Origin of the sequence: Staphylococcus hsinchuensis (genome assembly GCF_038789205.1) — a bacterium.
GTDB lineage: Bacteria > Bacillota > Bacilli > Staphylococcales > Staphylococcaceae > Staphylococcus > Staphylococcus hsinchuensis.
The window spans coordinates 284,997-309,253 of the sequence record NZ_CP128355.1; the positions used below are offsets into that span (position 1 = coordinate 284,997).

General features: G+C 32.3%; 28 protein-coding genes. 10 read left to right on the top strand and 18 right to left on the bottom strand.

Annotation, left to right across the window (positions count from 1 at the left end):
• Positions 1-36: 36 nt before the first annotated feature.
• Both QQM35_RS01560 and QQM35_RS01565 read right to left on the bottom strand, forming a co-directional pair.
• Entirely contained in the window at positions 37-1,311 is a 1,275-nt protein-coding gene (locus tag QQM35_RS01560) for a cation:dicarboxylate symporter family transporter (RefSeq protein ID WP_251517603.1), read from the bottom strand.
• Positions 1,312-1,738: 427 nt separating this feature from the next.
• A complete protein-coding gene (locus tag QQM35_RS01565) occupies positions 1,739-2,092 on the bottom strand; it encodes a DUF3139 domain-containing protein (RefSeq protein ID WP_251517599.1) in 354 nt (117 codons plus the stop codon).
• Positions 2,093-2,511: 419 nt separating this feature from the next.
• On the opposite strand from QQM35_RS01565, the gene QQM35_RS01570 reads away from it, so the two are divergent.
• Together QQM35_RS01570 and QQM35_RS01575 are read left to right on the top strand one after the other, a co-directional pair.
• On the top strand, positions 2,512-2,952 hold the full coding sequence (locus QQM35_RS01570) for a MarR family winged helix-turn-helix transcriptional regulator (RefSeq protein WP_251517596.1): 441 nt from the start codon (positions 2,512-2,514) through the stop codon (positions 2,950-2,952).
• A 386-nt stretch (positions 2,953-3,338) separates the two neighbouring features.
• Positions 3,339-3,773, top strand: a complete 435-nt coding sequence (locus QQM35_RS01575) for an Hsp20/alpha crystallin family protein (protein ID WP_251517593.1) — start codon at positions 3,339-3,341, stop codon at positions 3,771-3,773.
• A 183-nt stretch (positions 3,774-3,956) separates the two neighbouring features.
• Here the strand turns inward: QQM35_RS01575 and QQM35_RS01580 are convergent, their stop codons facing one another.
• Positions 3,957-4,493, bottom strand: coding sequence for a GNAT family N-acetyltransferase (locus tag QQM35_RS01580; RefSeq protein WP_251517590.1), 537 nt, complete (start codon positions 4,491-4,493; stop codon positions 3,957-3,959).
• A 222-nt stretch (positions 4,494-4,715) separates the two neighbouring features.
• Positions 4,716-4,826 (bottom strand): type I toxin-antitoxin system Fst family toxin, encoded by a 111-nt coding sequence (locus tag QQM35_RS01585; protein ID WP_342610450.1) that lies wholly within the window; start codon positions 4,824-4,826, stop codon positions 4,716-4,718.
• A gap of 162 nt (positions 4,827-4,988) precedes the next feature.
• Here QQM35_RS01585 and QQM35_RS01590 point away from each other — a divergent pair, with 162 nt between their 5' ends.
• The gene (locus QQM35_RS01590) at positions 4,989-5,339 is read left to right on the top strand and encodes a DUF4870 domain-containing protein (RefSeq protein WP_251517585.1); all 351 of its coding nucleotides are present in this window, start codon (positions 4,989-4,991) and stop codon (positions 5,337-5,339) included.
• A gap of 164 nt (positions 5,340-5,503) precedes the next feature.
• Here QQM35_RS01590 and QQM35_RS01595 read toward each other — a convergent pair whose 3' ends face one another.
• Positions 5,504-5,986 (bottom strand): SRPBCC family protein, encoded by a 483-nt coding sequence (locus QQM35_RS01595; RefSeq protein ID WP_342610451.1) that lies wholly within the window; start codon positions 5,984-5,986, stop codon positions 5,504-5,506.
• Positions 5,987-6,583: a DNA-binding protein gene (locus tag QQM35_RS01600; protein WP_251517582.1), complete on the bottom strand. Its 597-nt coding sequence runs from the start codon at positions 6,581-6,583 to the stop codon at positions 5,987-5,989. It lies immediately after the preceding gene.
• A gap of 173 nt (positions 6,584-6,756) precedes the next feature.
• Here QQM35_RS01600 and QQM35_RS01605 point away from each other — a divergent pair, with 173 nt between their 5' ends.
• Positions 6,757-7,095 (top strand): PadR family transcriptional regulator, encoded by a 339-nt coding sequence (locus tag QQM35_RS01605; RefSeq protein ID WP_251517580.1) that lies wholly within the window; start codon positions 6,757-6,759, stop codon positions 7,093-7,095.
• Positions 7,082-7,852 (top strand): hypothetical protein, encoded by a 771-nt coding sequence (locus tag QQM35_RS01610; RefSeq protein WP_251517578.1) that lies wholly within the window; start codon positions 7,082-7,084, stop codon positions 7,850-7,852. The genes QQM35_RS01605 and QQM35_RS01610 overlap by 14 nt, the downstream gene beginning before the upstream one ends.
• 65 nt (positions 7,853-7,917) lie before the next feature.
• Here the strand turns inward: QQM35_RS01610 and QQM35_RS01615 are convergent, their stop codons facing one another.
• The 3 genes from QQM35_RS01615 to QQM35_RS01625 all read right to left on the bottom strand — a co-directional run bounded on the left by QQM35_RS01615 (position 7,918) and on the right by QQM35_RS01625 (position 9,812).
• Positions 7,918-8,433, bottom strand: coding sequence for a YceI family protein (locus QQM35_RS01615; RefSeq protein WP_251517562.1), 516 nt, complete (start codon positions 8,431-8,433; stop codon positions 7,918-7,920).
• A gap of 338 nt (positions 8,434-8,771) precedes the next feature.
• Positions 8,772-9,398 (bottom strand): DsbA family protein, encoded by a 627-nt coding sequence (locus tag QQM35_RS01620; protein ID WP_251517552.1) that lies wholly within the window; start codon positions 9,396-9,398, stop codon positions 8,772-8,774.
• Positions 9,399-9,443: 45 nt separating this feature from the next.
• Positions 9,444-9,812: a cystatin-like fold lipoprotein gene (locus tag QQM35_RS01625; protein ID WP_251517548.1), complete on the bottom strand. Its 369-nt coding sequence runs from the start codon at positions 9,810-9,812 to the stop codon at positions 9,444-9,446.
• A gap of 256 nt (positions 9,813-10,068) precedes the next feature.
• On the opposite strand from QQM35_RS01625, the gene QQM35_RS01630 reads away from it, so the two are divergent.
• On the top strand, positions 10,069-11,313 hold the full coding sequence (locus QQM35_RS01630; protein ID WP_251517546.1) for an aminoacyltransferase: 1,245 nt from the start codon (positions 10,069-10,071) through the stop codon (positions 11,311-11,313).
• Between the two features lie 148 nt (positions 11,314-11,461).
• Here the strand turns inward: QQM35_RS01630 and QQM35_RS01635 are convergent, their stop codons facing one another.
• Positions 11,462-12,913 (bottom strand): MDR family MFS transporter, encoded by a 1,452-nt coding sequence (locus QQM35_RS01635; protein ID WP_342610453.1) that lies wholly within the window; start codon positions 12,911-12,913, stop codon positions 11,462-11,464.
• Positions 12,914-13,276: 363 nt separating this feature from the next.
• Positions 13,277-13,963, bottom strand: a complete 687-nt coding sequence (locus QQM35_RS01640; protein ID WP_251517541.1) for a 2,3-diphosphoglycerate-dependent phosphoglycerate mutase — start codon at positions 13,961-13,963, stop codon at positions 13,277-13,279.
• A gap of 330 nt (positions 13,964-14,293) precedes the next feature.
• Between QQM35_RS01640 and QQM35_RS01645 the strand changes: the two genes are divergently transcribed.
• Positions 14,294-14,659, top strand: coding sequence for a hypothetical protein (locus tag QQM35_RS01645; protein ID WP_251517538.1), 366 nt, complete (start codon positions 14,294-14,296; stop codon positions 14,657-14,659).
• A 104-nt stretch (positions 14,660-14,763) separates the two neighbouring features.
• On the opposite strand, the gene QQM35_RS01650 is transcribed toward QQM35_RS01645, so the two are convergent.
• Both QQM35_RS01650 and QQM35_RS01655 read right to left on the bottom strand, forming a co-directional pair.
• Positions 14,764-15,654: a cation diffusion facilitator family transporter gene (locus QQM35_RS01650; protein ID WP_251517535.1), complete on the bottom strand. Its 891-nt coding sequence runs from the start codon at positions 15,652-15,654 to the stop codon at positions 14,764-14,766.
• A gap of 220 nt (positions 15,655-15,874) precedes the next feature.
• Positions 15,875-16,258 carry a GtrA family protein gene (locus tag QQM35_RS01655; RefSeq protein WP_251517533.1) on the bottom strand — a complete coding sequence of 128 codons (384 nt, stop codon included), beginning with the start codon at positions 16,256-16,258 and terminating at the stop codon, positions 15,875-15,877.
• Between the two features lie 300 nt (positions 16,259-16,558).
• Here QQM35_RS01655 and QQM35_RS01660 point away from each other — a divergent pair, with 300 nt between their 5' ends.
• Positions 16,559-17,767 carry a multidrug effflux MFS transporter gene (locus QQM35_RS01660; protein WP_251517530.1) on the top strand — a complete coding sequence of 403 codons (1,209 nt, stop codon included), beginning with the start codon at positions 16,559-16,561 and terminating at the stop codon, positions 17,765-17,767.
• A gap of 39 nt (positions 17,768-17,806) precedes the next feature.
• Here the strand turns inward: QQM35_RS01660 and QQM35_RS01665 are convergent, their stop codons facing one another.
• The gene (locus QQM35_RS01665) at positions 17,807-18,619 is read right to left on the bottom strand and encodes a metallophosphoesterase (RefSeq protein ID WP_251517527.1); all 813 of its coding nucleotides are present in this window, start codon (positions 18,617-18,619) and stop codon (positions 17,807-17,809) included.
• Positions 18,620-18,830: 211 nt separating this feature from the next.
• Here QQM35_RS01665 and yidC point away from each other — a divergent pair, with 211 nt between their 5' ends.
• The gene (yidC, locus tag QQM35_RS01670; RefSeq protein ID WP_251517525.1) at positions 18,831-19,670 is read left to right on the top strand and encodes a membrane protein insertase YidC; all 840 of its coding nucleotides are present in this window, start codon (positions 18,831-18,833) and stop codon (positions 19,668-19,670) included.
• A gap of 140 nt (positions 19,671-19,810) precedes the next feature.
• Entirely contained in the window at positions 19,811-20,311 is a 501-nt protein-coding gene (locus QQM35_RS01675; RefSeq protein WP_251517522.1) for a GNAT family N-acetyltransferase, read from the top strand.
• Positions 20,312-20,354: 43 nt separating this feature from the next.
• On the opposite strand, the gene pcp is transcribed toward QQM35_RS01675, so the two are convergent.
• The 4 genes from pcp to QQM35_RS01695 all read right to left on the bottom strand — a co-directional run bounded on the left by pcp (position 20,355) and on the right by QQM35_RS01695 (position 24,244).
• On the bottom strand, positions 20,355-20,996 hold the full coding sequence (pcp, locus tag QQM35_RS01680; protein WP_251517519.1) for a pyroglutamyl-peptidase I: 642 nt from the start codon (positions 20,994-20,996) through the stop codon (positions 20,355-20,357).
• Positions 20,997-21,150: 154 nt separating this feature from the next.
• Positions 21,151-21,591: a DUF805 domain-containing protein gene (locus QQM35_RS01685; protein WP_251517516.1), complete on the bottom strand. Its 441-nt coding sequence runs from the start codon at positions 21,589-21,591 to the stop codon at positions 21,151-21,153.
• A 37-nt stretch (positions 21,592-21,628) separates the two neighbouring features.
• Entirely contained in the window at positions 21,629-23,020 is a 1,392-nt protein-coding gene (locus QQM35_RS01690) for an MFS transporter (RefSeq protein ID WP_251517514.1), read from the bottom strand.
• A gap of 462 nt (positions 23,021-23,482) precedes the next feature.
• On the bottom strand, positions 23,483-24,244 hold the full coding sequence (locus tag QQM35_RS01695; protein ID WP_251942475.1) for an alpha/beta hydrolase: 762 nt from the start codon (positions 24,242-24,244) through the stop codon (positions 23,483-23,485).
• Positions 24,245-24,257 lie beyond the last annotated feature (13 nt).

Below are 24,257 nucleotides of genomic sequence, written 5' to 3' on the forward strand. Positions count from 1 at the left end.
CGCCTGCACTTTCATAAATGTCAGAATTTATATTATTTAAATTGATTTCAAGTATGCTTTACCTTTTTCTTTATCATAAACCTTTTCCCATTTAGCAATAACAACAGTTGAAAGGGCGTTACCCATAACATTGACACAAGTTCTTACCATATCTAATAATCGGTCAATACCGATAATAAGTGCAAGACCTTCTGCAGGTAATCCCATTGAAGTTAATGTTGTAATTAATACTACGATAGATACACCAGGAACGCCGGCCATACCTTTAGATGCCACCATTAATGTCACCATCAATACGATTTGTTGACCAATCGACATATCTATACCATACATTTGTGCAACAAATAACGCTGCGATTGATTGATATAATGCTGACCCATCTAAGTTAAACGTATATCCTATTGGCACTACAAATGAAGTAATATCTTTTGGTGCACCAAATTGTTCCATTTTCTTCATTATAACCGGTAACACTGACTCTGAACTTGAAGTTGAAAATGCTAAAACTAATTCGTTTTTCAAAATCTTCATAATTGAGAATATGTTTACGCCACAAATCCACGCCACAATACCGAGTACAACAATTACGAAAAATACCATTGAACCAATAACCACTAACAATAATTTTAATAGTGGTAATAAAGCAGAAGCCCCGAATGTCATAATAGTTGTACAAATAAATGCGAACACACCAATTGGTGCTAATTTTAGGATTTTATTAATCATCCAAAATACTGCATCTAACGTACCACTTAAGACAGCTTTAACTGGTTCGCCTTTTTCGCCTACAGCCGATAAGGCGATACCAAAGAATACTGCAAAGAATATAATAGGCAATAACTCACCTTTAGTTAATGCTTCAAAAAAGTTGGTTGGTACAATATTTACAATAGTATCAATAAAATGATTACCATATGTAGATTCCTCTGCTGCTTTCGCTGAAGATTGATATGTTGATATATCACCTTTAGGCAATTTATCAGGATCTAATCCTGCTCCAGGTTTAAATAAATTTGCGAATATAATACCTAATCCGATTGCTATAGTTGTTATAATTTCAAAATACACAATTGTTTTCAGTCCATATCGACCTACTGTTTTTGACTCACCTACGTTTGAAATAGATAAAGCTAATGAACAGAACACAACTGGTATCACAATCATTTTGATTAAATTTAAGAATACATCGCCAAACGGTTTAATATAGTTGGCAAGTTCATCGTGACCATAAAGGAGTAACCCTACAATCACACCAAGGACCAATGCAATAATTACTTGCATCGGCAAGCTAATGTTCTTAATTTTTGTCATGCTATGTCTCCCCTTTTCTGACATTTCTCTATTATACCAAAATAATTTTTAGTTAGATATAACAAAATTGATAATATAGTGTATTTTGACAACTATATTATCAATATACCATTCTATTTTATAAATAAGTAACATGTTTAATAGCTATGTGTTATTTCTTAAAAATCTAGTAAAATCAGTCATACGGTGTCTAATTACATTTTAAGATCCTTTTTCTATTGGAATAGTCTCAAATTTTCAAGCTATATTATTGTATTTTATATTTGAGTAACATTAAGTATCTCAATTGCAAATATTTTACCTTAACAAATAAAAAGGATTGTTTCCTCTAACTTAGGAAACAATCCTTTTATTTAAGCTACGTAACGACACATAGCTCGTTTAATTTATATTGTAATCATCAATAGTTTGATTAAACTCATATTAATTATTTCATTTTGTATTTCTCATCAAACTTATTATGTTTGGCATCACGTACTTCTTTCTTAGTTTCTGAATCAAAGCCTTGAACGACTATACCTTTATAAGTACTAACTGGCTGTACATCATACACGACACCTTTGTCATCTTTAAATTTAATTTGTTTATAATACAATCCTTTTTTCGCACTATATAACGTTTTCTCTGATTTAACTTTATCAGTTAGATGTTCTTCCTTTAAATAATGATCTACAAGCTCAAGGTTTTTATGTCCTTGGTATGTTCTAAGACCTAAGAAAAAAGCAATTGCTAAAATTAACGAAATGACAAGCAATCCAAATACTTTTAAAAATGTCTTCATTGTTATACTCCTTCCATCAACAATTAAAACGTACTATATCATAAAAATAAATCATACATTTTATTGGAATCACCTAATTTAATTCATAACGGTAATAGTATGACTGAAAATATTACATTATTAAAGAGGAAAGTTCAGTTTGTAACAAAATTTTCTTATATTATCGACAAGTTTTTGTTTCTATTCATAAGGTTTTTATTTATAATTATAATTGAACGTTGTGCAGATTAATTAAACAACATTGCATTTTTTATATTCACAAAATCATCTATGCAAAATATGTTACAATATTTTATTTTAATTGAGAGTAAACACATACAACTTAAAATACTATAAATTCTTACTTAAAAGGGTGCACAACCGTTCCTTGACAATAAATACGGTTCATAATATCGTTAGTTTTCAAAAGGGGTGATTTAATGGAGAAAAAAGATAGTTATTTAGAGCGACAACTATGTTTTCTATTTTATGTTTCTTCAAAAGAAGTAATAAAGAAGTATACTTCATATTTAAAGGAGTACGATCTAACTTACACGGGATATATAGTGCTACTTGCTATTGAATCAGACGAGAAAATTAATATTAAAACACTAGGTAAACGTGTATTTTTAGATTCTGGTACGTTAACACCATTACTCAAAAAGCTTGAGAAAAAAGGTTATGTGACACGTACAAGAGAGCTCGAAGATGAACGTAGTTTAAAGATTTCATTAACAGAAAAAGGGGTTTCTATAAAAGACCCGTTATTAGATATATCCAAAAAGGTTTTCGGTGATTTAGATATGAACATCGATGAGGCAATTGAACTCAAAGAATCACTACAGAAATTTGTAAACAATCATTTTACTGACAATATTTAATATAAACGAGGTATTAAAAAGTCATATTGATCTCTATCCGCGTTCAATTAATACTTTTTCGTACCTCTATTCCCCCATACCCCTCCTTATTCCATTTTTATTTTTCGTATTCAATTAAGCATTATTACACTCTACTCCTATAAAATTTTATTTACCAATGTTTTGACTTTGACTTTCTTTGACTATTGTCTTACAATGAACTTGTAAGATTTTTTTTATTTCAACTATGAATAAAGGCTAGTTATAGTTATTTATTCAATAATGACTGACACAATATGACTGTATAAATGACAAATGTGATATTAACTGTTACATTACCTATATCACAAGCTCAATTGCAAATAACGATTGTTTTATTTTAATAAACAAATTAAGGAGTGATATGTATGGCTTTTGAATCTAAACCATTCAACAATTCAATTTCAGACATGAACCCTAGCAACTTAATTAAAGATTTCGGACGTACATTTTTCGAACAATTCCCTGGAAACAACATGATTAAGACTGATGTAAAGGAAACTGAAGGTGCTTATATTTTACAATCAGAACTTCCAGGATTTAACAAAGACGACATTTCATTACAATTCGAAAATAATTTACTAACACTTGAAGCAAAACAAACAACGCAAACAACTGAACAAGATGATAATGGACGTATTATTCATCAAGAACGTAGTTTCAACGATATGAAACGTCAATTTTCTTTTGAAAATATTGATGAACAAGCTATTAAAGCTTCTTATACTAATGGAATTCTTGAAATCACATTACCTAAAAAACCTAAAGCAGAACAACCTGTATCAAATATTCAAATTGACTAATACAAAGAAAGAGAGTCTGAGACAAAGAAAGATGTCTCAGACTCTTTTTAAACTATGCAGTATATGACTGAATTGAAAATGCGTTTATATCAAGCTTTTTTCAATCCTAGTCATCCTTCCGGGGTGGGACTAAGAAATCTTTATTAGTAAATTCGATTGCTGTTCCGCTCCCCGTTTTTTATATTAAAATGGTGGAGGTCCTAAAATAGATTCATCGAACTTCTCTGGAATTAATACCTTTCTCATAATAACGCCTAAATCACCATCTTCACTTTCATGTTCAGCGTAAATTTCATAGCCACGTTTCTTATATATATCGAGTAACCATGGATGCTTGCGTGCTGATGTGCCAAGTGTGACAGCTGCTGCTTTAAGTGTATCTCGTAAAAACGTTTCTTCTACATATTTCAATAAATAACTTCCTATCCCTTGACCGTCATATGATGGTTTCGTTGCAAACCACCACACAAAGGGATAAATACTAATTCGTCTTTTCCCTCCCCAAGGGTAACGCACTGTAATTGTCGATATGATTTCCCCCTCGATTTCTAACACAAATGTAGTATTATCAATAATATTCTTCTTAACATCTGATACTGAAGCATTTACTGATGGCCAATCTATCCCTAAATCTCTAAGTGGTGTAAACGCATCATACATTATTGCTTGAATTTCTTCAGCATCTGAAGTATCAGCAATTCTAATATTGTAATCTGACATTTTTTCACATCCTTTTAAGCTACTTTACTCTATAAGCGACATTAGAATAATATAATTATATGGACACATTACGCCTTTCACAGACTTTCAGTCAATTATTGTGTTTTGCTTTTTTATATAACCTCATGTTATAATCTAGTTAACAAAGATAAGATTCATGAATCACCAAACCCCCAATCTACGGTCATAGATTGGGGGTTTTTACGGTGAGGCTCATGTCGCCTATCTGTTACGATTGTTTAGCCAAAACGTGAACATCGCAACAATACACCCAGAGATGATGGGTGCAATAATACTCACAAAGATGAGATTCATGAATTCACCTCCTTCCATAGTCAGGTTCGCCTATGGAAGTTAAGGCGACTATATTATTATATCATTATTAAATACTTACACGCACCCGCTTCTCAAATAATCATTTTATTCATACTTATCTAACAAAACTGTAAGGTAGATATCATTTTTATTTAACGTATGTTTGAATAGTAATTGGAGATGTTACACATCGAAAATAGAAATAATAACGATAACGTATTATCAGCACTAAGTTATTTTAGTATATTATTCGCGCCAGTGATTTTTCCATTACTTGTCTGGATTATTTCTAAAAAACAATCGGCACAACATGGAAAGCAAGCTTTCTTTAACCAGATTGTTCTATGGATTATGTTCTTTATTGCAAAGGGAGCTGACATATTCTATTCAGAAATTCCTGATAAACCTTTTGATAATCCAGAAATGATGCAAACTGGTGCCATTATCGTGTTAGTAATATTCGGTATCATCGCACTCATTTTATTTATTAAAAATATTGCTAAAGGCATTAAATTATTAACTAAAGAATAAAGAGTCTGAGACAAAAATAGGTGTCTAGACTCTTTATCAATTTGGCAGTAGATGTCTGAATTGAAAATGCGCTTAGAACAAGCTTTTTCAATCCTAGTCATCCTTGCCGGGGTGGGACTACGAAATCTCTATTAGAAAATTCGATTTCTGTCTCACTCCCTTTTTTATTTATTAAATTCTTTTTGAACTAACTTTTCTAAATTATCAAATGTGCTATTCATTCCAGCTTCCACGCCCATATCTAATAATTTTTGAGCGGCTTCCGCATCTGGTAATTCAGCTACTGATTCAACTGTCGAGGAGTTATCTTCATGCCCTATAAGACGAATCGTATTGTGCATACCGTCCATATTTTGATCTATATTGCCTTGTTCGTCAGCAAAATAATCATAGTAATCAATTAAATAAGGTGCTTCAACACGTTTATATTGTGCAACTGTATAACTTGTTGCCTCAGGTGCTTTGATAGCGAAAAATGCTTTTCCACCTGTTTCGACATTAAATTCGAATACTTCTAATGTTGCCCCTTCTGGATGGAACCATTTTTCAAATAAATCCTGCTCTGTATAAGCTTTAAATATATTCTCTTTTGTCGTATTAAACTTTCTAGTGAAAATAATTTTATTTTCTTCTACTCTTAAAGCCATTTAATCATCCTCTTCTTCCATAATGACATATGATGTCACTTTTTTAATTTTTGCATCTTTCTTATGACTTTCAAATTCAAAAAAGTCGGCAAAATGTGTAATGGTACCATCTTTAGTTATTTGTTTACCATCCACTGATCCCATTTTACCATGAGAGATATTATGTTTGACTTCAATAGAAGTGATGGCTGTTTTATGTTCATTGAGCTCGCTAATGAAATCTTCCAAACTATATGTTTCTTGATTATAGCCAGCTATTTCCCAAACCATATTGTCGTCGGCTATCTTTTTCAATAATGCATCATCAATCGTTGCAATCCCGATGATAAAATCAATCATCCTACGTCGTTTCGGGGCATTATCGCAATTTAAATCTCCTTCGAATTCAAATGGTAGGTTAGTAATGGCTTCGTGTTTAAAGTTTAATCCAATTTCTTTTAATGCAGTTTGCAATCTCTCTATTGCTTTAGGCCCTACCCCATGCGTATCTAATAATGCCAAACGTTCATATTCGGCGACCTCTTCTAATGTAGTTACTCCTAAATTATCTAAAGCATTTTTAGCAGGCTTTCCAATATTTGGTAATGCTGTCGTCATGTCATATCGCCCCCTTTTTAAGTACCATTACCCGTTTACATAGCTTTCAATACAATATTTTTTTGTCAGAAACAACGTCTTTCGTAAAATGCACTATCTTTTATTGTAAGGTAGTTGACAAACGATTATTTCCATACTATCTTACTATATAAGATAGTGAAAAGAGGGATACGATGTCTATATCCGATCAAATGATGAAAGGTTTGCTAGATGGCGCAATTTTAAGCTTAATCGCACAAAACGAAACATATGGTTATGAAATTTTAGATAAGTTAAAGGCCCAACAATTTCCAGAAATTAGTGATGGTAGTATTTATCCAGTTTTATTGAGGTTAAGTAAGAAAGGTTACGTCTCTTCAGTAACAAAGAAGTCTGACAGTGGTGGTCCAAGAAGGAAATACTATTCAATTACTGACTCTGGTTTAGCAGAATTAAATAAATTTAAGTATAAATGGAACTATTTGAATCACGGTATGAATAATTTAATGAGGAGTGTTGATGATGTTGAGTGACAAAGCTGAAAATTTTTTAATAAAACTGAAAGCCGAATTGCTCTTAAGAGGTAAAAATGAAACTGAAATTGAAGAAATTATAGATGAATTACACGATCATCTTGCGATAGCAGAAGCGAACAATGAAGATGTTTCTAGTATAGTCAATACACCTATCAAAGCATACGCTGATAATTTCTCAGAAGAACTGAGTCGAGACACCGGTTTAGGCAAATTCATCTATTATTTAGCAACATTCTTAATATTGATATTTATTATTCCACGTATGATAGACAACTCTTTCACATTAAGTTTAAGTCTAATATTATATATTACTTTTGGTTATCTATTAGTATTTATTTTTGATTTAATTGTTTTAAAAAAAGCGATTGTACGTTGGGGAGATAATAAAAAAACGTATATTGTAGTTGGTATATGGTCAGTTACAGCTTTCTTACTATTCATTGGATTAGAATGGTTAACTCGTCACTATCCTCTTGTTACTTTTTGGAATCCAAGCTTTATTACCAACATTATAATGGGGAGCATATTATTAGTTATCTCCGTAATTATAACTATTATTAAAAAACAAAAATTTTTCGGTCTGATTCTCATAGGACTTTGTCTACCTGAAATTATCGGTTTGCTAGTCACTGGAAAAGATTATACCAATACTAATTTTCTTATTATTTCATTAATAGGACTTATTATTTTTAACTGTGCTTTTATAGGCTATACTATATATGCATATTATAAAGACAAACGATCTAAAAATTAAATTTCACATAAAAAAACCAGCCATTTCATTGAGTTGATGAAATGGCTGGTTTCTTTTAAAATGAATTATTCTTCTACTGCAAATTCTAAGCTTACTTGGAAGTGTACGTCTTTACCGATCATTACGCCACCTGTTTCAAGTTTTTGGTTGAAAGTGATGCCATATTTTTCTCTATTAATTGAACCGTTAACGATATAACCAACTGTTGTTGCACCGTTCATTGGGTTTTTACTTTTACCTTCATAATTTAGTTCAAATGTTTCTTCTTCTGTTACATCTTTAATTGTTAAATTACCAGTTACTGATTTTTCATCTGCTTTTGTAACTTCGAATTTGATTTCTGGGTATTGTTCAACATTTAAGAAATCTTCGCCACGTAAGTGATTATCACGATCTTCTACGCGTGTATCAATTGATTTTGCGTTAATGATAAATTCACCTTGTAATGAGCTTAAATCTTCTACGTCACCTTCTGGTTTTGCTTCAAATTCGTTAAATCTACCTTTTACATTTGAAATTACTAAGTGTTTAATTGAAAATTCAACAGCTGAATGTGCTGCATCAAAGTTTAATTTTGCCATCCTACATTACCTCCTAATAATCATTTCGATATATTCATTATACCAAATACATATAATATATCAAACATGAAAACTCACTACTTAAAAATAAACGTTGTACTTCGGAAAAATGAGGTGCTATTTAACAATATAAAGTTTTTCATTACCACTCTACCCGTTCTAATGAGTGTTAATTACTTCATTATTATTTAAGAAATGTATAAATACTAAAAAATCCAGGACATAAATAACAACCATTAAGCCCCTCAAAGAATCTTTGAGGGGCTTATACTTATATCAATAATTCGTTTTGTTATTACTCAATACTTATATGTTATTTCAAAAAAACACAATAAACTTTAATTGTCCTTATCATTCTGTGTGTGTTTATCAATCAATCGTTTATAGTTGGCATATTTATATGGATCCTCTAGTTTTTCCCCACCAACATAAACTGTAGGGGCTACCGTTACACCATCTTTTTTAGCTTGTTGTTGATCCTTCTTTGCAACTTTCCATGCAGAACTTTGTTTTGATTTGTATGCCTCTTTAATCTTAGCTTTTTTCTGATTATCAATTTTTAGAGCGTCGATTTGTTTATCGATTAACTTTTTAGTAATCCAATTTTTTTCAGACTTAGGTTGTTGTTCAAACATGCGTTTTTGAAATGCTAAGTATTGTTTTGGGGCATATTGTTGAACCGCATGCCCTGCACGTGAACCGAGGAGTGCATCATCACCTAAAATAGCAATATTAACAAATTGATAATCTACTTTATCTTTATCAATATCATTTTCTTTCAGCTTAGGTAGTACATGTTGTTCTACCTTTTTACAATATGAACATTTGTAGTCACCATATTCAATAATTTTCACTTTACCATCTTTTGTTGTCTCTTCTCCTTTATGGAGATTGTCAATATTGTTACACCCACTCAGGACTATAATTGACAAAAGAAAGCACAGAGTAACAAATAACTTTTTCATTTAACTTTTGTGTACACCTCGATTGTTTGTTAGACAAACAACGCATTACTCATTTTTATTCATATTTTCTTCTTTATAGTCGGCCTCATGTCTTTGTGTGTAACCTTTAGAATTAAAGTCTTTTAAGTAATGTGCTTTGCCATTTTTAACTTTATAAGTGAAATAATGCTCTTCAGCATCACCTTTTAATGGTTTATACGCGATAGTAACGTATTTACCTTTTCCATAAACGTAAATATTCGCTTCTTTTTTATCGAATTTTTTATCTACATCACCTTTACGTTTATGTGCTAATTTCTTTTGGTATTTCTCTTGTTTCTGAACAGCTTTATCTATTTCTCCAGCATATTTTCCACTACTACAAGCAGAAAGAAATAATGCTACGATTGCGAATAATATTGTAAATTTCTTCATTAAATCAAGTCACCTTCAAACTATAATCTATATCTATGTTATTTTCTAAAATAAACACATGTATTTCCGTATACTACATCATACACCTAAATTTTTAAATATACTAGTGCATTTTAATATGATATAACCTATAGCACAACATTTAAATTGGGACACTAAACCATTTTAATCATTTGCTTTTGATATGCTATTTATATTTAACTTTGATATAATACATGTACATTGGGTTGCTTTTTTAAGGAGGAATTACTAAATTATGCAATTTGTGAAAATTACCCCTGATGAATTCGAAAAATTTACAACAGAAAACTTCTCACATTATACACAATCACGTTTAAATTATGAACATCTTGAACATGATTACAATAATGCTCATTTACTAGGTGTCAAAGATGATAATGATGAAGTGATTGCTGCTGGATTATTTACTGAAGCACGTGCTTTAAAATATTTTAAATACTTCTACAGCCAACGTGGCCCCGTATTAGATTATAATAATATCGCTTTAGTGAATTTCTTCTTTAAATCACTTACATCTTACTTAAAAAAGCATAACTGTCTTTACGTTCGCTTAGATCCCTATATTTTAGAAAATTTAAGAAATGCTGACGGTGAAATAGTGAAATCTTATGATAACCGTATTTTAATAAATACTTTAGAGTCACTCGGTTATAAACATGAAGGTTTCACAGTGGGCTACTCAAAAACAAGCCAAGCACGTTGGTTATCCGTATTAGACTTACAAGGTAAATCTGAAAAACAATTACTTAAAGAAATGGATTACCAAACACGAAGAAATATTAAGCGTACAGAAGAAATGGGCGTAGATGTTTGCACGCTTCCAATCGAAGAAACAGATCGTTTCTTTAAACTATTTAAAATGGCAGAAGAGAAACACGGTTTCAGTTTCCGTGACGAGCCTTATTTTGAAGAATTACAACAAGCCTATAAAGGCAATGCTTCTTTAAGATTAGCGTATGTAGATCTAACAAAATATTTATCGAACTTAACGACTAAACTGAATACACTTCAAACTCAATTATCTGAGGTTGAATCAGCATTAGAAGAAAGCCCTAATTCGAAAAAACAAAAGACAAAACATACACAAATCACGCAACAATTAAATAGTACACGCAGAAAAATTGATGATACAGAAAATACTATTAAATCTGATGGTGAAATATTAGATTTAGCTGCAGCTATTTATATATACAATGACCATGAAGTCTATTATTTATCAAGTGGCTCAAACCCTAAATATAACCCTTATATGGGTGCATATAAATTACAATGGGAAATGATTAAATTTGCCAAAGCACATGGCATTGATAGATACAATTTCTATGGTGTTACAGGTGACTTTAGTGAGGATGCTGAAGACGCTGGTGTACAACAATTTAAAAAAGGCTTTAACGCAGACGTTGAAGAATATATCGGCGATTTCGTTAAACCTATCAATACAGCAGCCTACACACTCGGCAAAGCGATTGGTAAATTATAAAAACTTCAAATATAAATCCCCTCAACTTTCAAAAAGTTTGAGGGGGTTTTTTAGAACATCAAACCCATCTATTACTTTGGAATACGATACATAAAATCTGAAAAACCCCTATCAATCTACTAAAAAATTGATAGGGGTTTATGAATCATTATTCAGCTGTGTTATTCGCTTCTTCATTTAACTTTCTTTTGCTTTTCAACATAAATACACAAATCAAGCTAATGATTGAAATAATAACCGCAAACCAAAACGCACCATGGTAACCATTTAATAATGCATCTTTTTGAATTTGTGCAGCCATTTCTTTCTTGTTCATCCCTTTATAATCACTCATAGTTGGTGAGAAATTCTTTGCGACTTGATTCATAGTTGTAATTAAACCTGCAGTACCGATAGAAGCTGCAATTTGTTGAACCGTATTCGTCATTGATGAACCATGTGCATTCATTTCTTTCGGTAATTGATTCATCGTATGTGTCATTAACGGCATAAGTCCAAGTGCAATACCGATCATACGAATAGCATAAATTGTAGCTAATAATGCTGGAGCTGTATTTTCATCCATTACTACAAAATACGATGTTGTGATTACAACAGTTAACATACCGATTATCCCAAGAATTTTAGCACCGAACTTTTCATAAAGTAAGCCTGAAATAACCGACATAATAGCCATTACAATCGCACCTGGTAAAAGAATTAAACCAGATTGTAATGCCGAATCTTTCATAATGTTCTGTACAAACATTGGTAACACAGTTTCAGAACCAATCATCGCGATCATCGTAAATGCCATGATAATAATTCCGACTGTAAATTGACTATCCTTAAATACTGAAAAATCTAAGAGTGTTGTTTCTAACTTACGTTGTCTTAATACGAATAGCACGATCAAGATAATACCGCCAATAATCGTAGTTAAAACGATTGGATCGTCCCAACCATCACGAGATATTGAACTTGTACCGTATAGTAAACCACCGAAACCTAAACTGGATAAAATAATAGAAATTAAATCGATAGGTACTTTTTTGTTTGTACCGACATTTTTAATAAATATAAATGAAGCAATAAATGTTAGTGCAGCAATTGGCGCAACAACATGGAATAATGAACGCCAATTGAAATATTCAACTAAATAACCTGATAAAGTTGGACCAATAGCTGGAGCTAAACCGATCACTAATCCAAACGTTCCCATATACTTCCCACGTTCATGTGGTTCAAACACATCTAATATTGTCGTCATCATGAGGGGCATCATGATTCCTGAACCTAATGCTTGAATAATTCTAGCAAATAATAAAATACTAAAGTTTGGACTGAAACCTGCAATAATTGTACCTAAGAAGAAAATGGTGATCGCCGTTAAGAAAACTTGTCTTGTTGTAAACCTTTGAATCACCATTGCAGATAATGGTATGACAACCCCATTTGCAAGTAAGAAAGCCGTAGTCAACCATTGAACTTGTGTGTAATCAATATCAAAATCTTTCATAATACTTGGTAATGCAGTGGTTAATAATGTTTCGTTCAAGAGACCAAAGAAGCCCCCAAATAACATTACAATAATCATCGTTAATTTCGTTTTATGTGACATATTTACCTCTCTTAATTGTGAACCGTAAGCTTTAAGTCATGCATTAACGCATTATACAGATTTTATAAATAGTTATCATATGAAATGCATCTATCTCGTTCAAAAATCGTTCATCAGTCTGACTTTTTTACTCGGACTAACTAGTATACCACATTGTTGCATCTTTAAGTTAATTGATTGTTAAAAAATTCACTGAATTATGTAAAATATAAAAAAGATGAAATTAGGATGTATTAATAATAATGAGTTTTATAAAAAACACTCATTTGTCACCTTTTTCCTAATTCCATCTTGATTGTTATTAAACATTTTTGTATAACTACCTATTTAACCATTAGTTGAATCATGAAAATGATTTTTCAACTATAAATAGTATTTATCTTCAACTTTCAAATCATCAGTTAGTTCATAAACAAGAGGTTCACCTGTCTTAATTTCTAACCCGGTAATGTCTTCATCACTCACATCTTCTAAATATTTAATTAATGCACGTAATGAATTGCCGTGCGCTGAAACTAATACAGTTTTTCCTGCTAATAATTGTGGTGCAATATGATCATTCCAATATGGTTTCACACGTACCAACGTATCTTTTAAACTTTCTGCATCAGGCATTACTCTCGCATCTAAATCACGATATTTAGGGTCGTTGATATAAGATTGTCTTTGATCTTCATCTTGAGCTGGTGGTGCAGTATCATATGAACGTCTCCAAATATGCACTTGTTCTTCACCGAAATCATCACGTGCATCATCTTTGTTTAATCCTTGTAAATTACCATAATGACGTTCGTTTAATCGCCAATGTTTATAAGTTGGAAGATATAATTGGTGTGATTCATTTAATATATGGTACGTTGTTTTAATCGCACGTTGCAGTAATGATGTATAAACGACATCTAACTGGATGTTATTATTTTTAAGCTTTTCTCCTGCTGTCTTAGCTTCTTGATGACCTTTTTCTGACAAATCAACATCAGCCCATCCAGTAAATAAGTTTTTAGCATTCCATTCACTTTGGCCATGTCTACATAAAACTAATCTTGCCATAATCTCACTACCTTCTTTTTAAAATTTATTTTGAAATTGGTTATTACAAAATATTACAAATCGTTCAATTGCATCTTATCACTTTAAAACGCTTTCTGTTAAATGATTATCTCGTTTTTAATGGATTTTACTATAAACAAATATGACAATACTCGCTTTTCATTGAAATAATTGTCTTATTTTTATCATAAATAGAAATGCATTTTAAAATGACTGTAACCTACACATTTGAATTTGATGATATAGTAGGCATCGTTGAATTAATAAAATATCTAGTTACTTAGTTAATAATTTTAAATTTTTAAAATTAAATTAGGAGGACTTTTATTTATGAAAAAGTTATTATTAGCATCTTTCGCGTCATTAACAATTGCAGCAACAGGATATAGTGCAGGAGCAAGTGTAAATACAGCTGATGCTTCTGAAACGACTACACAATCTACAGATAGCGTATATAAAGAGTTCATCGAAGCTGGCGGCACAAAAGAACTTTGGGAAAAAGTTGTATTACCAGAATCAGGTGGTAATCCAGATGCCGTAAATCCAGCAGGTTATAAAGGTCTAGGACAAACAAAAGAAGCTTGGGGTTCTGGTTCAGTTGAAGAACAAACAAAAGGTATGATTAATTACGCTGAAGAACGTTATGGTTCAATTGATAAAGCAATTGAATTCCGTGAAGCACACGGCTGGTGGTAATTTTTTAAAGTATCTTCATAATTTGAATTCCAATAACATTTAATATAAAAAAACTCCGTTGAAAGTGTATGCTTTCAACGGAGTTTTTAGTATAACCACGTTATTTAACTTTCCGCTTCATGTTGGTCCTGTATTGAAGCTGGTTCTGGATGAACATAAATAGATGAAATTCCTTTTTTATGCATGTGACGCTCAACTGCATCACAAATATTATGAGCTTCTTCAAGAGATAAATGTGAATCCACGACGATGGTTACGTCCACAAACACACTGCTACCATGATAGCGTCCTTTAATATTTTGAACCGCGATGACGTATTCTATTTCTAATACATCGTTTTTATATTCAATTAAGTCTTGTTCATTAAAGCCATCACTCAATGTAAAAATGGATTCCCTAAAAATACCAAAGCCTGTATATATAATGATAAGACCAAGAATCGTTGCTAGGATTGAGTCTAAAATAGGTAAGCCCATTTGTGTAAATAGTAATCCAACTGCTGTTCCGATACTTACGAGGGCGTCAGATAAATTGTCTTTCGAAGCAGAACTTAATGAACTACTATTCGTACGGCGTGCCAAACGTCTATTTATAAAAAATACTGCTAACATCAACGCACCACTGAGTATACTGATATAAATTGTGATCAAATTAGGTGTAGGATGTTTTCCTATAAATATTCGAGGAAAGTTTTCGATTGTAACTTGAAGTCCAACAAACATAATGATAAATGATACTAACAATGTAGATATATTTTCTGATTTAAGATGGCCGTATGGGTGATTTTTATCTGGTGGTTTGATTGAAATCTTCAACCCTATAATGACTGCTAAAGATACAATGATATCCGTCATATTATTAATACCATCGGCACGAACTGCAGCAGAATCATAAATATAACCGACTGCATATTTTACAATTGCCATTACAATATAGACGATTAAACTTAAAAATGCACCTCTTTGTGCTACTTTTAAATTTTCAGTTTGGGACATGAACTACAACCACCTTTATTTATGTTGGGATTTTAGTATGAATGATTAAATCACGCATGACAACTGTTTTTTTCAGGAAATGATTTAATACAAATTAATAAAAATATTTTTTAACATTGCCTAAAAATTGCATAGATATTTAGAAAATTTTTAGCATAAAAATAACTGGGAGCACATTTAGTTTTGCTCCCAGCCTTTCAAATTAATTTATCAAAATATCTTATTTATCTTTAAGAATGTATTTAGACAGTACAAATGTCACAGGTATCGTTATAATCAGACCTGCAAATGGTGCAATGATGGATGAAATGTGGAACCATTTTACAAATATATATAGTAGTAAGGTTTGCATGCCCATATTAATCGCTTGCGTTAATGGAAATGCTAAAAATTTCTTCCACGTCGGTTTCACTTTATATACAAAATAACAATTCAAAAAGTATGAAACGACAAAACTAAAAATAAAACCTGTAATATGGCTTATCATATAGTTCAGTCCGATCCCTTTTAATAACAGTAAATACACGGCATAGTAATTTGCAGTGTTAATCCCACCAACAATGATAAATTTAATAATTTCATAATGCGTCTTCTTTAATTTCATGTGTTTCTCCTTTAATTCATTGCTCTTACCCGGATTCAACTTCTCCAATATTAACATATTTTATATACTTGATAGGAACAGTACAAGATAAACACGATGTTTAACTTAAGTATGTATTTTTATGTTCTACGTCCTCAAAATATCTATTCGGTTATGATATGATTTATATAATCATTTTTAGTTAAATAACGAACACTAAATATTATAAATTAAACGTTGCATTTTTACATGCATATGGGATAATTACCTAGTTAGAAACAAAACAAACACATGCGCAAGCGTTCAAAAGGAGTACCACATATGAACAAAGCAACAACACGTCAAATACCTTTAATTATTATTATCGTCTTAGGTATAATGACTACTTTCGGCCCACTCACAATAGATATGTATGTGCCGTCATTACCAAGTATTCAAAGTGACTTTAAAATAACAACTTCACAAGCACAACTAACGTCATCATTTGCGATGATTGGTCTTGCGATTGGACAATTTATCTTTGGTCCTCTATCAGATGCCTTCGGTCGTAAAAAGGTCGCCCTCATCATTATCGCAATTTATACATTAGCATCTGGTATCGCGATCTTTACAACTTCGATCTCATGGTTACTCGTATTGAGATTAATTCAAGGATTAACGGGCGGTGGCGCCATCGTAATTGCAAAAGCCTCAGTCGGTGATAAACATAAAGGTCAAACTTTAGCTAAAGGACTCGCATCTTTGCTCGTCGTTAACGGAATAATTACAATTATTGCCCCACTTATTGGCGGATATGCTTTATCCATCGCAAATTGGAAGGCAATCTTCTTAATATTAACGATTGTGAGCTTTATTATTTTATTATTTGCGATTCTCTTTATGGAAGAAACAAAACAGAGCGATATTACTAAATTAAATTTTGGTGCAATTTTTAAAGACTTTGGTTATTTATTACGTCGACCTTCATTTGTTATACCAATGTTACTACAAGGGTTAACGTATGTAATGCTATTTAGCTTTTCATCAGCAGCACCTTTCATCACTCAAAAGATTTACGAACTCACACCTCAACAATTTAGTATTCTCGTTTCTATTAATGGGATTGGGTTGATTATTACAAGTCAACTAACCGCTAAACTCGTTGAATATGTGGATCGTCGTATATTACTCATCATATTAACAATGATTCAAATCAGCGGTGTTATTTTAATTATAGTGGCCCTTACGATGCATCTCCCTATATGGGTTCTCATTGTTGCATTCTTCTTAAATGTTTGTCCGGTGACCGGTTTTGGACCACTCAGCTTCGCATTGGCAATGGAATCACGTACAGGTGGTAGTGGTAATGCCTCTAGTTTATTAGGGCTCTTCCAATTTATACTCGGTGCAGTGATGTCACCTCTTGTAGGTTTAAAAGGTGAATTCAATACTACACCTTATGCAATTATATTAGTAGTAACGACGCTATTAATTATTATTCTGATCTTTGCTTTAAAATATACTAATAAAAATACAAAAACAAATGCTTAAATTAAAAAAAGGGAACGTTGTATCGTTCCCTGTTTCTTTTTATTCAATTTCTATAACCTCTAATGCATGGTCAATCTCTGTCTCAATATTATCTGTACGCCATTCTCGACCATAGCCTAAACATGGACAATAATACATAATACCATTTTCTTCAAATTTACTTCTAAAATGCACGTGCCCCATGATGCTATGTCGAATATTAAAACGCTCATAAAAATTATTAAAGTCAGACGTACCTATAAACGCATTAAAATAATCAAATATGCGATGCGGCATAGGTACTGCAAATTTAGGATGTGTAACGACATGTGTCATTAGAATAACCTTTTTATCTTTTACCGCTTGTAAGTCTTTCTCGGCTTGTTTTGCTGCTTTTTTTGATAATTGTTGGTCCTCCGTCTCCCAATCTATCTTCACCTTATCTTGCCATGTCGCTCCATAATATTTGCGTCTCGCTATACGTTCCAATGAAAACTTTGGACTTGCGTACGTATAATCGTACCATCCTGTGTTGCCAACAATTGCCCATTCGTCGTTAATAACGAAAGGCTTTCCTATTAAACATGCATCCATTTTCATATAATATTCTAATATTTCATTTGAATTTAAATCTGTATCTGTCGACCAAAAGTCATGATTACCTGGTATAAATTTAACAGTTATCGATGTTTGTCGCTCAATTTGTTCCAGAAATTGATGCGTCAATTTATAATTGTTAGAAACGTCACCTGCGACTAACAATAAATCTACTTCTTCACGTTGCAAAGTACGTACCATAATTTTTAAATAATCTTCCGGAGTTAAAGATTTATGACGGTCTATATGTAAATCTGAAATTGCACCAATCCTCATCCTTATTACCTTCCTTACTTTAGTTAACAACGTTATTATGACACTTCATACATATAACACTTAAATGTTTTGCTTAGTTTCCTTATTTTTTATCGTTTTTCTTGTCTCACGCGCAAGATATATTTACACTTTTCCACAGTTATGTTTAAAATTAATATTTAATTGTGTTATGGTTATATTTGATTATTTATTTTTTTGGAGGAAAAATTTAATGCGCAGTAAGTGGCTAACCTTATTACTCACCCCTTTGTTAATATTAACAGCTAGTAATGATGTATTTGCTAGTAGTCATACAAATTCTCACCGTAATTCATGGTTTGATATGGTGTTCACACAACCTATCGACATGTTATTACACGGACTCGGACATCTCTATGGTGAAAACTACGGCTTAGCCATAATCACGATTGTAATCATCATCAGACTTATTATTATGCCATTAATGGTCATGCAGGTTAAAAGTATGCATATGATGAGAGAAAAAACAAAGGTCGTACAACCACATATCGATGAATTGAAAAAACAAGCTAAAGATGCAAAACATAAAGAAGAGAAACAGGAAGTTAATAAAGCACTATCAGAGCTATACAAAAAATATGGAATCAGTCCTTTCAAGAATATGGTTGGATGTTTACCAATCTTTATTCAATTACCTATTCTATTCGGGCTAATACAAACTTTAAAATATCCAAGTGGTGGCGGAATCGAAAAGTATCCTAATTTCCTTTGGTTCGATCTAACTGAACCGAACTTATGGATTTCATTAATAGCGGCCATTATTTATTTCTTCCAACCTTTAGTCAACTCAATTCACTATCCAAAAGATCAAAGAAAAACGTATTACTTTATGATGATTGCTTCACCTATTATCATCACATACATTTCTTTACAGTCAGCAAGTGCACTCGGTTTATATTGGACAGTAGGTGGTTTATTCCTAATTATCCAAATGCATTTAGCACATGGCTATTACAATAAAAAAGCTAAAAAAGAAGCGGCAGAACTCGAAGATAGAATCAAAAAAGCAGAAGCACGAGATGAAACGAATTAAAGCCTATATTTAACTCATCCCACAAAGTTAGTAACTTTGTGGGATTTTTTATTAAATATTTCATGTGCTTCACACCTTATTTTCTTTTAGTTACTTAAAGTGCTATGCTAAAATCACCGACATGAACGAGGAGGAGCGAAATGGAATTTACAATTAGGCCTATTAATGATGATGATAAACAAAGTGCCGCAATCGTGCATTATGAAAGTTGGCTTACTACTTATAATAATCTTTTAGAGAATAATTATTTGAAACATTTAGATAAACATCAATTTTTAAGTACCTCATCTTTACACAATACCCCTACGCTTGTAGCAACTGTTAGAAACCAAGTTGTCGGCTTCATCTCTTATGGCAAAACCCATGAAATCAAAGCCTCTGACAATTGGAGTGAAATATTTGATATTTATTTGTTAGAAGAATATCAACATCACATGATTGGTTATGCATTGATGCAACGTGCTTTAGAACTCTCCTACCCTGATGATATTACGTTATGGGTTGTTGAACAGAACGCTAGTGCTATCCGCTTTTATGAACAAATTGGTTTTGAGAAAACATCAGATAAAAAGACCGTTTATTTTGGTAAATATTATAATGAAATCCGTATGAACTACCACCGTAATAAACATGAGATTTAAAAAACGTACCACTGGAATATCTCGTGTGGTCGATTGGTATAACTTAGTGTATTTCACCTAATGCAATTTTAATGTCATCCTCATATGAAACAATCACTTCGAGTGCAGTAATCAGACCTTTAGCAATCAAATCGAGAAACATGGACGGCGTTTCACCTTTTTGTATGACTTGTTCTGGAATATAAGGAATATGAATAAATCCAAACTTTAAATTTGGAAAGTATTGTTCATGCATGTAGCCCAATTGATAAAGTATATGATTACATACAAAGGTTCCAGCACTATGTGATAAACGTGCTGGGATACCCACGTCTCGAATTGCTTTTGTGATTCTCTTCACCGGTAAATTTGAAAAATACGCTGACGCTCCACCCTCTTGAATACGCTCATCTATCGGCTGCTTGCCATTATTGTCTGGAATACGTGCATCATCTAAATTAATACCTATACGTTCTGGTGTAATTTCGAAACGACCTCCTGCTTGTCCGATAACTAACACCACATCATATTGATATCGCTTCATCTCTTGTTCTAACACTTTACTACTTTCGTTAAATGTTGTAGGTATTTCTAAAGTATCAATTTTATGTGTTTGTATTGTTTTAGGAAGAAGTTGGAGCACTTCTGATGCGGGATTTACTATATCTTCTCCAAACGGTTCAAACCCTGCCACTAATATTTTCATAACGCACACCCCTTTATTTATTTACGATTTATAACTATCTTACCTAAACCGGTTTCTTTTTCAAAAAAGAAGCTATCGCACTCAAATACGATAACTTCCTCTTTATTAAGTAATACAATTTTTTATTTACTTTTTCAAAGGTTGAAAAATGATGTTATATCCATTTCAATTCCTCAGCAGAAACATCTTTTGATGACCTTAACGCGGTAAGCACTATTATCAATTTCATTAATTTTGCAAGTGCCGTACAAAAGAAAGACAATAAGTAAATATGCGTAAAATCAGCACATATGTTTAATATTATAGCTAAAAATAATAATATAACCGCTGATAATCTTTTTCTACCTGCATCGTAAAAGCGTCTTACAGTAACTGCTAACGTAGGAATAATAATTGATAAACCTAATATAGCCAAGAACGTAAATACAATATTTTTCAAATAAAGCATATGTAAATGTTCTATACCACTAACAATAGCTATAGCGATAATTACTAAAACGATATGTGTGAGTACTGGCGTCCAAAATTCTTGAACATTCGACTTGCCTTTAAAGTCAAAATATCGTTTCCAGAAATCTTTATACGCTTCTACCATTAAAATATCATCCTTTTCTGTTAAATATTTCAAATGTTTACGTATTATATTGTCCTTTCGGCACTAATATGAGTACTGCTGTAAATGCTAATAAAGCTAACAAAGCATTAAACCATAAACCATACATTGCCCCTAAATGGATGTTGGTCGCAGATGTAACGATACCATAAATGGCAGCTGAAATGGCTACCCCAAATGAATTACCCAACGATGAGGCCATCTTATAAATACCTGAAGCTACGCCAACTTTTGACTCTGGAGCCGTAGAAACTGCTGTATCTGTGGACGGTGTTGCATAAACCCCCAGCCCTAAACCATAAATGAGGTAGCCTAATACACACATGATGATATATAGCGTTAATGGTAAAAAGGATAACGATATCATTAAAATACCTATCGTATTCAATGCTGCACCTAATAGCATTGGACGTTTGGCTCCCATCATTTGCATGAGCTTTTCACCTGCACGAATCGTCACAAGTACTGCCACTAGATATGTAAGTGTCATCATACCTGACTGAAAGGCGTTAAAGTGCAATCCAGATTGAAAATAAGTATTCCCAACGATCAGTGTTCCTGTGACTGCGTTAAGTAAAAAGTTAGAAATCGTCGCCCCACTATATCCTTTATGTTTAAATAATAAAAAATCAATAAGCGGATTGCGTAATTTGCGTTCATACAATACAAACGCAACAGTCGACATAATAAAAGCAACAATCATACTTAGAATAAATGGTGATGTTATACCGTGATCTGCAGCTTGCGTAATAATCAAGTTGATACTTAACATCGAAACAATCAGTAATACTAAACCGACATAATCAAATTTACCTTGTTCTTTTTCTATGTTCGTTAATCCTTTCGTCTCGGGTGTGTGTTTCATTAAATACATTGCGAGGAGCGCAACGAGGATTGAGATTACAAAGATTGATCTCCAACCAATAAATGTAGACATAATACCGCCGAAGAATGAACAAACGCCGGTACCTCCCCAAGAGCCAATTGACCAATAACTCAATGCTCTTTGACGTCTTGTTCCTATGTAATATTCATTAATAATCGCTAATGTAGAAGGCATAATGAACGCTGCTGAGAGGCCTTGTATTGCTCGGCCTACAACTAAGAATGGCGTTAAGCCAGTAATAATAATAAACAATGAACCAATGACACTAAGTATTAATCCCACATAGGTCATCTTCACTCTACCATAACGGTCCGCTAGACCCCCTGCACCTACAACAAACAAACCACAGAGTAATGCTGTTAAACTCACTGCTACATTGATCGTTCCATAATTTGTATTGAACGAAGATTGTAAATCAGGGACTATATTGACGAGTGATTGTGCGAATAACCAAAACGTTATTACACCTAAAAATATTCCAAAAAGAAGTCTATTATCTCCTTCAAAGGTTTGTGATGACTCCATATACTTACTTCCTCCTATAATATCCTCAATATGTTGGAGTACACTAAACAAATATTTATATACCTTACTTTATACGAGATAAATTCAAATTGATGTTTATAAATAAATATTAAGTGCTAGGATATAATCTTATTTAAACTTGAGCTGTCGCATTATAATCGTTTAAATTAAATTATAAAAAAAACAACTTAAACCATCTCATAAATTATTTTGAAAATTAAATCCAATATTTATACCCAAAATAACATTTTACCTCTTACAATTCTAAATACAAGCAATGTGAATTATCGATTTATGATTTCTCATAAAAAAGACATAAAAATAGAAGCTGGGACAAAAATAGTTGTCTCAGCTTCTATGTCAACTAGAGAGACTAGGAAATTTCTATGAGAAAATTCGATTTCTGTCCCACCCCCTACATTATGCCCATAATGATAAAGTTTACAGAGAATGAATGCATAGTTAACTTTCTACCATCCATTCGATTGCTTGTTTAATAGCATGATCCCAATAAGCATAATCGTGATTCCCAGGTTCATCTTTAAATTGATAATCAATGCCTTTGTCATCTAAGTAATGTATAAACCGAACATTTTCATCAAACAATTCATCTGTGCGACCACACATAATTAATAATTCAGGTAACTGCATTTTTGATTCTGCCGCTTGATCAACAAGATGATATAAATCAAGGTCAGTGCCTTGCGTTTGTTTGTTAGTTCCTGCAATTGCCTCAGGTGAAAAGTCAGGCCAGTTAATATACATAAACGTTTCAGCCTTAAACACTGCCGATAAGCTACAAGCTTTTGCAAAACGAGCACCTTGGGTTAAAGCATATTTCATTGTGCCATAACCGCCCATTGAATGACCTGCGATAAAATTATCTTTACGTTCACGTGACAATGGCAGCACTTGGTGCACATAGTCATAAACTTCTAATATATAATCATAATAACTATGGCCATATTTCATATTGCTGTAAAAACTATGATCTGCACTTGGCATGATGATGGCTAATTGATGCTCATTCGCATAACGTTCTATACTTGTATATCTTACATAAGACGTTGAATCACTCGATAATCCATGTAATAGCATTAACGATTTCAATTGTTTCGGTTGGGCTTTACTATCAAAATAACTATCATCTTCAGGTAAGATTACAGACAATGTTTGATCTTTACCAATCGTCTTTGATTTATAATTTAATGATAAAAACGCCATCACTGGTCACTCC